Consider the following 12,721-nt stretch of genomic DNA (forward strand, 5'->3'; position numbering starts at 1 on the left):
ATTTTTATGTATCAGATACCGGCTGTGGTATGTCAAACGAACAGTGTGAACATGTTTTCGAACGATTCGTAAAATATAATCCATTCATTCAAGGTACCGGCTTAGGACTTTCCATCTGTCGTACGATTGTTGAGCGTCTCGGGGGAAAAATAGGAGTAGATTCAGAAGAAGGTAAAGGATCTACTTTCTGGTTTACACTTCCTTATAGAAAGAGATGAAGTTAGTTAATAGATAAGTTACTGTCTCCTTATTGCAAACTTCCTTTTCCTTACTGCCAAAGTTGTTTTTGTCTAAGAGAAATCTATAAACGGAAGCTTTGTTTTTATAAATGAGACTTGCATTTATAAAAATGAAGGTTGCATTTATATAATTGGAACTTTCGTTTATAGTTTGTTTCAGGTCAAAGGGAACTTTAGCCTTAGAGGAACGTAAGTTTATCTTTAATACAACGCAAGTTATCTATTAATACTTTAGCTGACAGGTAATAGCCAAATGAAATAATATTGGTGGTTACTTATATGTTTCGTCTCTCTAGGGAAATAAGAGAGGTAGTAGTAACGGGAGGTAATCTTTCAAATCCACGCGCAGTTGCTTTAACGCTTGTTGAATACGGTAATCTATTGTTTTGGGCGATACCCCCAGTGTTTCTGCAATCTCCTTGTAACTCATATCCCGGAATCGGTGCATCACAAAAGCTTCCCGATAACTTTCGGGCAGTGCCGCGACAGCATCTTCAATCCGTTTTGCAAGTTCTTCAATCTGATAATAGTCCGTATCTTGCAGCATTTCCTGCATTTCTTCATAAAAGCGGGTATCCGCCCGTTGGGTGGCATCAATATGTGCAAGCTTGTTCAAAGCCCTGCGATACACCATCTTAAAAAGATAAGAATTAAGAGAGGACTCGATAACCAGTGTTTCCCGATTTTCCCAAATCCATAAAAGAGAATCCTCTACAATCTCTTCTGCATCTTCCAACTCGACAAACCGGTGACCATACGCGCACAGCATCGGATAATATCTCCGAAACAGTGTATCGAATGCTTTTTGATCTCCGCGTTGAACGGCTGATAATAGAAAATCATTGTCTGATTGATAAGTTCCTTTCATGTATTAGCTCCATAATTTAACTGCAAATATAGCTTTTTTAGATAGAAACAAAGATTTTTTGAAAAAAAATGGTTTTTAGTTTAGGAGTCTTCCCATTCTTCCTTGTCATATAGTAAAAGGCAATAAAAAAGATATGGATAAAACAGATAGAAATACGATAGAAGAACTGCTTCCCCGTTATTGTGAAGGAGTGGCAACGGAAGAAGAACGTCTGCAAGTTGAGATGTGGATGAGCGAATCGGACGAAAATCGACGGATGGCAAAACAGATACATGCTCTTTATCTTGCCACGGATACAGTTAATGTTATGAAGAAAGTCGATACGGAGAAAGCATTGTTGAAGGTGAAAAGTAGAATGTCGGGTAACAGCCACAAGGGAACAATGTGGTGGCAATGGGCACAACGTGCGGCAGCAATTTTGTTCATTCCACTTCTCGTTACATTGATGCTCCAATATTGGGGAGGAAACGAACAGGAATTGGCACAAATCATGGAAGTGAAAACAAATCCTGGGATGATGACCTCATTGACCCTGCCCGACGGTACACTTGTTTACCTGAATTCGGAATCAACACTAAGTTATCCTTCACGTTTCGATAATGATACAAGAAATGTGACTTTACAGGGAGAAGCTTATTTTGAAGTGGCTAAGAATCCGGAAAAGAAATTTATAGTCTCCACTTCCCATCAATCACAAATAGAAGTACTGGGAACTCATTTTAATGTAGAGGCTTACGAAAAAGAAGATCGGATTTCAGCAACATTGGTAGAAGGAAAGATCGGTTTTATTTATAAATCAAATGATGTCTCGAAAAAAGTGCTGATGGATCCGGGACAGAAATTGGTCTATGATTCAAAAGATAATAAGGTTCAGCTTTATGCCACTTCCGGAGAATCGGAGATTGCCTGGAAAGAAGGTAAGATTATATTCAGAAATACTCCTTTGGAAGAAGGCCTGCGAATGTTGGAAAAACGGTATAATGTGGAATTCATTATTAAAAATGATCGCTTGAAAGGAGACTCGTTTACGGGAACATTTACTAATCAACGTTTGGAACGTATTTTGGAATATTTTCGGCTTTCTTCTCAAATCCGCTGGCGTTATCTTGATTCGCCGGATATGAAGGATGAAAAGAGCAAAATAGAAATATACTGATTGATTAACCTTAAAACAAAAATGCAATGAAAGACAGAGCCCCTTAATTAAAAAACATACGGGATGATATTGGCGTATCTTCCCGTATGGAAATCGGTAAATCTTTTTGATGCTTGTTTGGCGACAAGCTTAGATAAACTTTTTATTAACTTTAAGTCATCACAAATTTATGCAAAATTATTTTAGCATCCAATTTTTATGGGTGGTAAAGTCGCTTTGGCGAGTTTCTAACAAAATCCCATTATCTATGAGACTTTTGATTTTATTCTTGGTATGCTCTATCGGGCTATGTTATGCGTCCGATAGTTATGCACAAAAAACTTTAATCAGTATTGATGTACACAATCAGCGGGTGGAGGATATTTTAAAAGAGATTGAAGAGCAGTCTGATTTTGATTTCTTTTTCAATAACAGACATGTGGATTTGAATCGCCGCGTATCTATATCAGTTGATAGAAGTAATATATTTAGTGTGCTTAAGGAAGTTTTTGCTGGCACTAATGTGCGATATTCAGTGCTAGACAAGAAGATTATACTGTCTGTTGAGGTACAGTCACCGCAACAGGAAAAGAAAATGATTGTATCTGGTATCATATTGGATGTACAGGGAGAGCCGGTAATAGGTGCCAGTATTCAGGAAAAAGGAGTGGTCGGGAAAGGTACAGTTTCCGATTTGGATGGAAAATTTAAGTTGACGGTTGCATCTGATGCTATATTGGTGATTTCATACATTGGCTTTCAGTCTCTTGAAGTAAAGGTGGGAAACCGTACAAACTTGTCAGTGGTATTGAAAGAAGATCATCAGTTGCTGGATGAGGTAGTCGTTATCGGTTATGGAACGATGGAGAAACGTGCAGTGACCAGTTCCATCACTTCCATATCATCCAAAGATTTAGTGACTGGAATGGGAGGCTCCACTATTGCGACAGCTTTAAAGGGTAAAATCTCCGGTATGAATGTTTCCGAGACTTCCAGTCCGAATGCTTCTGCCAGTTTCCAGCTGCGTGGAGTAGCGTCCATCAATGCTTCTTCTTCTCCTTTGATTGTGATAGACGGAATTCCCGGAGGTGATTTACGTTCTATCAGTCAGGAAGATATTCAGTCTATTGATGTTTTGAAAGATGCCTCTGCAGGTGCTATTTACGGAACAAGAGCAGCCGGTGGTGTCATCTTAGTGACTACCAAGAAAGCAAAAGAAGGTCCCATAACCTTATCATATACGGGCGAACTCTCTACCGAGCAAGTTTCCAGGAGACCGCAGGTCCTTGATCGTGATGCTTTCGTTAGGTTCGGAGTAGGAACAGATTTAGGTGCATCCACCGACTGGTACGGTGAACTTTTGAATGAAGGAGCACTCTCCCAACGCCATGTTGTCAACCTCTCGGGCGGCGGCCATACAGCTAAAATATATGCTACTATTATGGCACAGGATCAAAAAGGTATCGCAATTGGTGACAACCGTAAAGACTATTCGGGGCGCATCAATGCAAATTTTAACCTTCTCGATGATTTGCTGGAAATAGGCTTGCACACAGAATACCGGGAAGCACACCGGGATCAGCGGAGCAGTAGTTCCTATTTCGACATGGCATTGAAGATGAATCCGACGGAACATGTATATGACAGCACTAGTGAAACAGGATATAATGTATTGGTTGGTGGTAGTGAATATTACAATCCTTTAGCAGAAGTAATGTTGAAACAGGCAGATAATGTTGATAAATGGCTGAAGGCGGATGCGACGGTAAAGCTCAATTTGCCTGCCGGATTCTCGACACAAGCCACTCTTGGCTGGGAAGATCGCCAGTATCAGCAGACACATTATACGTCCGCGTTACACAGAACCTCTTTAAATGGAAGTTATAAAGGAAGAGGATTTCATGCATATAGCAAAACAGTCAATGTCTCTTTTGAACCTACCATCAATTTCATGCGTGTTTTTGCAGACGACCATACGGTTAGTGCGGTAGCCGGATATAGTTATTGGGAAAATAACTCTGAAAACTTTAATATGACTAACTACGATTTTCCTGTGGATGGAGTAGGGGCTTGGGATATGGGGACAGGTAGCTGGCTTTCGGACGGAAAGGCGGCAATGTCTTCCCACAAATATCCCCGTGAACGTCTTATTTCATTCTTTGGCCGGGCGAATTATAGCTATAAAGACCGCTATATGCTTACAGGAAGTGTTCGCCACGAGGGCTCGTCAAAATTCGGAAAGAATCATCGTTGGGGAACATTTTGGGCAGTATCAGGTGGATGGCGTATATCCAATGAGGCATTTCTGCGTGACGTCAGTTTTCTCGATGACCTTAAAGTACGCGTTGGTTACGGTGTAACGGGAAATAACAATTTCTCTGCAGGAGCATCCACTGCCATGTATTCTTCCAATTCAATGTGGCCTTATAACGGTACATGGATCACCTCTTATGGACCGGCCCGTAACGTCAATTATGACTTGCACTGGGAAAAGAAAGCAGAGCTTAACATCGGCTTGGATTATGCATTTCTGAATAACCGTCTTTTTGGTAAGTTTGATATCTATAAGAGAAGAGTTTCCGGAATGTTATATAATATCAACGTTCCCAATCCTCCCGCTGTTTATGAAACAACCACCATGAATTACGGTAATCTTGAGAATACCGGATGGGAGTTCGAGATAGGAGGAGTACCCGTCAAAACCAGAAACTTTAATTGGACAACTACTATGCGCCTATCACACTCTTCCTCCAAAATTACCTCTTTGTGGGGCAATAATACCTATCAGGATCGTGTAGGATTTCCGTCACCGGGTACAAACGGATCAGCCGGTAGAATTGAGGCCGGAACAAAAATCGGAAGCTATTACATCTGGAAATATGCCGGTATCACGGACAATGGCAGGTGGCTTCTGTATGATAAGAATGACAATGTAATCCTTAGCGATAAAAAAACATATGACGACAAACGATATATCGGCAATGCCATTCCTGCATTGATGGTATCATGGGATCATACCTTCACTTACAAAAATCTCTCTTTAGGCATCAACCTGCGTAGCTGGATCGATTTCGATGTGTTCAATACCATAAATATGTACTATGGACTTTCTGAAGTGGCAGGCCAGAATGTTCTTCGCAACGCATACATTGATAACCGGCACATCAAAGAAGTAAAGCAACTTTGCGATTACTGGCTTGAGGATGGTACATTCTTGAAGATTGATGCCATTAGCCTGGGGTATTCTCTTAACATGAAAAAATGGCAAAAGTATATAGATAAGATTGATCTTTACCTGACCGTCCGTAACGTTGCCTGTTTTACAAAATATTCAGGATTGAATCCGGAAGTGAATGTGAACGGTTTGGATCCCGGTTATGAATGGTTTAATAATATTTATCCTGAAACTCGTAGATATACCTTTGGTATGAAAATCCAATTCTAATAGTAAAGTACCTATAAACTAATATAATGATATGAGACGAAATATTCTAATTATAATCTCTTTCCTCACCCTTCTGGTGGCCTCCGGTTGTACTAATCTGGATGAGAAGTGGTATTCCGAAGTAACTCCGGATACTTATTTCACATCTAAGGAAACTGTCTACTCTTTTCTGGTACGCTCTTTCACGCACTGGCGTTGGTTTCACGGATTCGACCGTGCCATTCTTCAGGAATGTACAACAGACGAGATGTGTGTCACACAAAAAGGAATACATTACAATGATGTCCGATACGCCCAGCTGCAACACCATGACTGGACACCACTTCACCCCAACAACGAAGAAACATGGCGTGGAGTAGGTATGGGAGTAGCCATGGCTTTAGCCTGTAAAGAAGACTTAGCTGGTGTAGACTATGTTTCATTAGGTATGACGGAAGAACTGAAGGCAGATCATCAGATGCAGCTCCAGACATTAGTGGCCTATTTCTATTTGAGAGGACTTGATTTCTATGGCGGTATGCCTATTTACCGACGTTCTACCACAGAGGAATCTCCACGTTCCACAGCACGGGAAACCTTTAATTATGTGGAAGAACTCCTGCTTGCCGCCATCCCCAAACTAGAGAAAAAAACAGCAGATATGCTGGAAGAAGGTTACTTACGCCAAGGAACCGCGGCTGCTCTACTTGCTCAATTATATTTTAATGCAGAAGTCTATACAGGGGAAAGTCGCTTTGCTGAATGTGCGCAGATTTGTCAGGATTTACTAGACGGTAAATACGGCTATTACGAGTTGGAAGAAGACTGGTTCGGTCCTTTCACCTTCGAAAATAACAAGTCGAAAGAAGTGATGTGGTCCGTTCAGTCGCAATATGCAAAAGGAACTCTGTTTCAGTGGCAGTTCGAACGTTATAATCATTATAATGCGAAGAACTATTTCGATCTTAGCGGCTATTCCTCTACGAACGGTATGCATCTTCAACCATCTCTGAAACCCAATGGTGATCCCTATACGGACAAACTCGGACGTCCTTTTGCCAAGTTTCATGCGAAAGACCTTCGTAAGAAATTGTATGTATATAAAGGAAATGGCAAATACGAAGGAATGTTTCTTTACGGAAAATTACAACGTATATCAAGAAGTGGAACAGAGGTGAAATGTACGGGACTGTATGAATACCCGGGTGAGGTTCTTGAATTTGTTGACCAGGTAGCACAATTTAAGAAAGTGAAAGACGGAGAATATTCTTCCGTAAATGAACTTCCTTCCAATATAAGTACCGGAGAAGAGAATTCGGGAATACGTTTGTGCAAACTGCCGGTGCCGGACAATACAGACAAGACACTTGCTTTTAATCCTGACTATCCGGTTCTTCGTTTTGCAGAAATCTATTATATGCTTGCCGAATGTAAATACAGAAGCGGATATAAGAAAGAAGCAGCCAATCTTTTCAACGAAGTGCGTAAACGCAACTTTGAGAATGAAGTAGACCCTGATCCGGTGACTGAAACGAATATTGACAAGTATCGGATTCTCGATGAGTGGATGGTCGAATTTCTTGGCGAGCAGCGTCGTCGTACCGATCTTCGTCGCTGGGGCTTATATACAACAGGCACCTGGTGGGATCACAAAGCTACTAATGACGATCATTATGAACTCTTTCCTATTCCGGAAAAATCAATTTCCGTCAGCAACGTCTTGAGACAGAATCCGGGATATGGAGGCGGCAATGAAATGACGAAAGAGGAAGCCGGTATATACAGTGTTAAACAAATTGATTAATAGAACATTAAAGAATAAAACAATGAATAGTAAGATATTATTTCTAGGAGCCGTTATGATGCTGCCTACATTCGCTAGTTGCCAACAGGAAAAGCCTTTTCCGGATGATGCTGTAGATAAAGTGTATGAATACCTTCCGGAGTGGCAGGCTGGTTATTTGGACATTCATCAGATTAGCACGGGAAGAGGGAATGCAGCCTATCTTATTTTCCCGGACGGGACTACCATGTTGCTGGATGCAGGAGATTTGGGAGTACACACCGGTACCCAGGAGATTATGAAAGCAGTTCCTAATGACTCTAAACGGCCTGCTGAATGGATTGCCCAATATATAAAACATTTCTCATTGCCGTTGAAAAATAACGGTGCTATTGATTATGCCTTGCTCACTCACTTCGATACAGACCATATCGGACAAAATGGAAAACTGGCAATCGAAAAAGTAGGGCTGGACTACAAACTTACCGGAATAACTCATGTGGGTAATCTTCTGGATATTTCCACATTGATAGATCGTGGCTATCCTACATACGATTATCCGACGGCGGCTAAAGTTACGGGTGCCCATATCTCAAACTATAAATTATATGTTGCCGCTCGTGACCGGGAAGGTAAAAAGAATGAAGGGTTTGTGACAGGAAGTAACACACAAATCAAACTATTAAAAGCTCCGGGTTCCTATCCTACATTCGAAGTACGTAATATTGTGGGTAACGGTAAAATTTGGACAGGCAGCGGAACGACTTCCAAAGAGCTTGTGCCATCTACCGCTTCTTCGAGCGAACAGTTGAACGAGAACCGTTGCAGTTGCGGAATACGTATCACATACGGTAATTTCGATTACTTCTCGGGCGGAGATATCCTTGGAGTGGAAAAAGCGCCGGAATGGTTTGACATAGAAACACCTGTAGCTACATTGCTGGGCGAAACAGATGTGGTAGTGGCCAATCATCATGCATACTCTGACGCTATGTGTGATACCTACATTTCCCAAGTGAAAGCGCAAGCCTACGTGATTCCCGTGTGGGATTACTATCATCCTCAACCGGCTCCGCTAAGCCGGATGCTGTCTCAAAGCCTTTATGCCGGTGAACGGTCGGTTTTTGCCGCCGGTATGGTAGACAGTAACAGGAGCAGGCTGGGTGAAGACGGTTTGAAGATAAAACCCGCCGGACATGTTGTTACACGTGTTTATCCGGGAGGAGAGAAGTTTCAGATCTTTGTGTTGAATGATCGAAATGAAGCTTATGAGATACTATATAAAACAGGTGAAATTAAATCTAATAATTGATGAATATGAAAATTAAAGATTCAATAGCTTGGGCAGCTTTTGGGGCTGTGATGGCAATTATCATGTTTCCGTCATGCTCTGACGAAAATGAAGCCGGCATATTGGAAATAACAAATAATGAGATTATTCTTCAGGCTGAAGGTACTCCGGTTCAGGTTGAAGTGAAATCCAATACCGAGTGGCGCATAGACTTTGCAGAATCAACCTGGTTTTCTACAGATATACGTGGAGCCCAGTCATCAAGAACTTATTTCACAGTGACTTATGATGAAAATATCAGTGATTCCGAACGTTTCTGTGATATTCGTGTGTTTACAAAAGATGGGAAGACTTCGGATGTAATCAAGATAAAACAACTATCCCGTTATCCATTTATAGTTCCTGCCAGTGATAATATGGAACTCTTTACCAAAGGAGGCGAATATAATATGGATATTTCGACCAATGTGCCTGAAACGGATATTGTGATTACGCCGACAGTGGAATGGGTGAAAGAGTATCGGATAAGTGACGGAAAACTTTATTTCAATACGGAAACAAATTCTCAATCACCCCGCACAGGAAGTATCGTATTGAGTTATGACGATCAATACCAACGTAAAGCCACGACTACAATCAACCTGTCGCAAGCATATTCTGAATATGCGAATGCAGAACTTGTCAGCTATCCAACCGTTTATGGCTATCCTGTCGGTGGAATTACTAACAATGTATATATTGAAGGAACGATCGTTGCCACTGGTACATCGAAAAACTTCCCGAACAATCGTTATGTCATTCAGAATGAGACCGGGGAGACAGTGGTATTTGAATCAGAGTCTCTGATTACATTTGCGCAATTTGCCAAGGTCTCATTGTGTTTGAAAGATGGAACGATAAAGGAAGAATCAGAGGGCAGCTTTACCTACAGACTGATTAGCGGTATCACTGCCGCCCATGTAATCAGTTCGGAACTTTCCACCTTCACGATTCCTGAAAAAACAATCGCAGAACTAACGGATAATATGGTATTCAGCCTTGTGACCTTAAAAGATGTCGAGATTGCCTCTCCGGTAGGCGCATTTACTAATTTCAAGACTACCGATCCGGGAGCTGCCGACCGTAAGGCGAATAAAAATTATTGGGTGGAGAAATTCCCGGCATACTACAGATACTATCCAACCTGCATCAGAGATAAAAACGGCTCTAATACATATATGCTTACTTCGCTCGATGCTCCTTATGCGCATGAGACACTTCCTAGAGGTTCAGGAACCATCACCGGAATCGTAGCGAAAGTCAAGCTTACCAATTTTGACATCTCCGAAAGCCGGTTGTGTATTCTTCCGCTTCATAGAGAGGACATCAATATCGGTGATATGAACGAGATCACTTCGGTGCTCGTGGAGTGGGATTGTAATGTGCCCGATTGGAAAGAAATAGGTGCTTCTACATTTACGGAGTATCATCCGACAGGCGGAGAAGCATCGCAGTCAAATGCTATTCTTAATAAAGACGGGAATAAGCATTTCCAGCAAACCTATGCAGATTACATATTAGGTTTCCAGGATGATTTCCGGGGAGATATGAATCTTAATACCACAGATGGATATTATGGGCGTATGCGAGGAGGAGCTTTCAATAGTAAACCGTGGTCTACAAGTTCATATTTTTACGTAGACAAAATATCGACAGTAGGTATTTCTACATCCCTGTCTCTTCAGGTTGAAATGAATGCAAGTTGGGGAGGTGGCCCTGTGGCTGTGGTTGAATATGCTTATTCGATGAGTGGTGAATGGGTGAAAGTAGATAATTCAGAGTTTACCATTCTGGGACAGTTTGATAGAACGGCTGCAGGTGGACAGACGGAGAAGAACATTCCTGGTTATAAAGTCTATGACTTTAAGTTGCCGGATGCCTTATTGAACCGCGATAATATCTGTATCAGATTGCGACCTGTTCGACTTCCGTCCGGCGTATCGGGCTTCATGCCGCTTCGACTTGCTAATATCTCGATCAAATATAATAAATAATCAATAGGGAAGTATCTATAAAAATAATCGGAAGCAACAGGAAATACCCTGCTTGCTTCCGATTCTCTTTATATAATGCTTTCGGATATTTATATTAATTCTGAACGAACTCTATCCTAAAAATGCTGTATATTATTTTTCCAACAACTCTTTTAAGAACTCGTCCAATTCCTTATCCAACCCTTTCAGCAATTCATCATTCACGAGGATCGTATCATCGTCCACCAGTAACAATTCCGCTATGGTTTCTTTCTCTTCGTCCACCAGAACGAAAGAGTAAGGCTTCAGGATAGTCACCTTGTCGAAGTCTCCGGCATCTTTCATTCTGCAAAGAATGTTGCGTAGAGAAGGTTCCACGCTTTCAAGGAAATCATCCCCTTCATACGTAGCCCATTCTTCGACCATGATGTTCGCCAGTTCTTCATCATCATCATTGTAAATATTAAGTTGTCCCGATGTCTGGTCCGGTTGGAGATGGATGTCGGTTACAACTGTTTGTTCACAGTTACATGTATATTTAGCGACTGCCTTTTGGATAGCCGATTCGATAATGGATAGTGATTGTTGGCTTAGTTTCATGGGTTCCTTCTTTTTATAAGTTCAAAGGTATAAAAAAAATAAGATTTGATACACAATTTCCTTAAAAATCATCATTAAATCGGCTCATTTGTAATTTTAACTTAGGTAATTGAGCGTTTCTCTCCTTCAATTCGGCTAAATACAAGGATGTGAGATAATAATTCGGCACATCGTCAATGCTGGCCTGAACACTATCTGTGATATTCTTTTTATCAATTTTCTTGGCTAGTTGCTGTGCTTTTTCCGCCCATTCTTCCGCTTTAGCGAGACTATCCTTCATTTCATAATAAACAGCTATGTTGAGAGCTGCCCGCATCTTCTTCTTTTGGTTCTTGGTACCTTCGAAAGCCTGGTTCCAAAGTTCGTATGCGTCGTCCCATGAATTTTCGCGTACATAGATGGCAGCATCACGCATGGGAACCGAACCTCCGGTATACAGATACCGTGTTCCTTTTTTCCACATAGGGACGAGATATTTCACCGGAACTGTCCCTGCAAATACCGCTGCTTCCTCCAGCATTTGTTTGTCGCGAATCATGCGGGTGGCAGCTTCTACGGCAGTACCTCCAAACTCTTCCCAAAAGATGCTGTCGTTAGGATGGAGCGTAGTCATCGGCCGGCTACGTTCGGGAAGATACACTTTCACCGTGGGATATACTTTTACGTCTACTGCTCCTTGAAAACAGTTGAACTCATTCAGAAAACGGACAGATTTAGTTGCTTTGAGTTGCAGATTTTCCAGTGCAATGATAAAATCCACTCCCAAACTAGAGGCTAACTGACGGACTTCCTCCTGGCTCAATGTACTTTCGCGGGCCAGTTTATCATTTGCCCGCAAAGCAGAATCACAGATGACTACTTCTTCAAAGTAATTCTGATGTGCGATTTCTTCAGCCAGTGACTCGGTGGCAATCTTAGGATCTCCGTTGGCGTATGCCGTTGCACGACTTACGAGCGGTGTACCTTCTTTGATCTTTTCAGTCGTTGTTATTAGTTTGTTATCCGGTGTGTTGCTGGTGTTATTCACGATAGCTACTTTCCGGAGTTGCGGAGGAAAGCTCAAGTCGGCAGGTTGCAGATAATCAATGGAAATCTGTTCCAAACTCTGACAGCTGCCCAGTGTCAGCAGGAAGATAGTGACGAAAGCCAGTGAATAAGATTTTGCCATAGTTTTGTTCTATTTAGTAATTTGAACAAAAGTACAATTTTGGAGGAATAAAAGAAAGTCTCAAACAGTTTTTAACCGTTTGAGACTTTCTTTTGTGTATTGAAACTTGAGATTATACCTTAATGTTAAAAATTAAATAAGGCTTTTGAGCGAAGCTGATTCAAAAATGAGCACAAAGAAATAGAAACTCCTACTTACCCA

Annotated in this window: 9 protein-coding genes; 6 read left to right on the plus strand and 3 right to left on the minus strand. The window is 41.4% G+C overall.

Annotation, left to right across the window (positions count from 1 at the left end; all coding sequences use genetic code 11):
• Positions 1–218, plus strand: a 218-nt coding sequence (locus tag BXY_RS16760; protein ID WP_208946832.1) for an ATP-binding protein, incomplete at its 5' end; no start/stop codon positions are given.
• Positions 219–531: 313 nt separating this feature from the next.
• Here BXY_RS16760 and BXY_RS16765 read toward each other — a convergent pair.
• Positions 532–1,107, minus strand: coding sequence for an RNA polymerase sigma-70 factor (locus tag BXY_RS16765; protein WP_004315857.1), 576 nt, complete (start codon positions 1,105–1,107; stop codon positions 532–534).
• Positions 1,108–1,240: 133 nt separating this feature from the next.
• On the opposite strand from BXY_RS16765, the gene BXY_RS16770 reads away from it, so the two are divergent.
• The 5 genes from BXY_RS16770 (at position 1,241) to BXY_RS16790 (ending at position 10,773) form a co-directional block, all read left to right on the plus strand.
• A complete protein-coding gene (locus BXY_RS16770; RefSeq protein ID WP_015532484.1) occupies positions 1,241–2,263 on the plus strand; it encodes a FecR family protein in 1,023 nt (340 codons plus the stop codon).
• A 247-nt stretch (positions 2,264–2,510) separates the two neighbouring features.
• Positions 2,511–5,687 carry a SusC/RagA family TonB-linked outer membrane protein gene (locus BXY_RS16775; protein ID WP_015532485.1) on the plus strand — a complete coding sequence of 1,059 codons (3,177 nt, stop codon included), beginning with the start codon at positions 2,511–2,513 and terminating at the stop codon, positions 5,685–5,687.
• Positions 5,688–5,718: 31 nt separating this feature from the next.
• Positions 5,719–7,470: a RagB/SusD family nutrient uptake outer membrane protein gene (locus BXY_RS16780; RefSeq protein WP_008645340.1), complete on the plus strand. Its 1,752-nt coding sequence runs from the start codon at positions 5,719–5,721 to the stop codon at positions 7,468–7,470.
• Between the two features lie 22 nt (positions 7,471–7,492).
• Positions 7,493–8,761, plus strand: coding sequence for a ComEC/Rec2 family competence protein (locus tag BXY_RS16785; RefSeq protein ID WP_008645339.1), 1,269 nt, complete (start codon positions 7,493–7,495; stop codon positions 8,759–8,761).
• Positions 8,761–10,773: a DUF5689 domain-containing protein gene (locus tag BXY_RS16790; RefSeq protein WP_015532486.1), complete on the plus strand. Its 2,013-nt coding sequence runs from the start codon at positions 8,761–8,763 to the stop codon at positions 10,771–10,773. The genes BXY_RS16785 and BXY_RS16790 overlap by 1 nt, the downstream gene beginning before the upstream one ends.
• Positions 10,774–10,905: 132 nt before the next feature.
• Here the strand turns inward: BXY_RS16790 and BXY_RS16795 are convergent, their stop codons facing one another.
• Positions 10,906–11,352 (minus strand): hypothetical protein, encoded by a 447-nt coding sequence (locus tag BXY_RS16795; RefSeq protein WP_008020975.1) that lies wholly within the window; start codon positions 11,350–11,352, stop codon positions 10,906–10,908.
• 61 nt (positions 11,353–11,413) lie between these two features.
• Positions 11,414–12,520, minus strand: coding sequence for a DUF6340 family protein (locus BXY_RS16800; protein ID WP_004314052.1), 1,107 nt, complete (start codon positions 12,518–12,520; stop codon positions 11,414–11,416).
• Positions 12,521–12,721: the final 201 nt, after the last annotated feature.

The sequence above is a fragment of the Bacteroides xylanisolvens XB1A genome (assembly GCF_000210075.1).
GTDB lineage: Bacteria > Bacteroidota > Bacteroidia > Bacteroidales > Bacteroidaceae > Bacteroides > Bacteroides xylanisolvens.

Excerpts from the sequence above, each read along its gene's own strand:
- BXY_RS16765 (WP_004315857.1), bottom strand. The coding sequence starts at position 1,107 with ATGAAAGGAACTTATCAATCAGACAATGATTTTCTATTATCAGCCGTT.
- BXY_RS16770 (WP_015532484.1), top strand. The coding sequence starts at position 1,241 with ATGGATAAAACAGATAGAAATACGATAGAAGAACTGCTTCCCCGTTAT.
- BXY_RS16775 (WP_015532485.1), top strand. The coding sequence starts at position 2,511 with ATGAGACTTTTGATTTTATTCTTGGTATGCTCTATCGGGCTATGTTAT.
- BXY_RS16780 (WP_008645340.1), top strand. The coding sequence starts at position 5,719 with ATGAGACGAAATATTCTAATTATAATCTCTTTCCTCACCCTTCTGGTG.
- BXY_RS16785 (WP_008645339.1), top strand. The coding sequence starts at position 7,493 with ATGAATAGTAAGATATTATTTCTAGGAGCCGTTATGATGCTGCCTACA.
- BXY_RS16790 (WP_015532486.1), top strand. The coding sequence starts at position 8,761 with ATGAATATGAAAATTAAAGATTCAATAGCTTGGGCAGCTTTTGGGGCT.
- BXY_RS16795 (WP_008020975.1), bottom strand. The coding sequence starts at position 11,352 with ATGAAACTAAGCCAACAATCACTATCCATTATCGAATCGGCTATCCAA.
- BXY_RS16800 (WP_004314052.1), bottom strand. The coding sequence starts at position 12,520 with ATGGCAAAATCTTATTCACTGGCTTTCGTCACTATCTTCCTGCTGACA.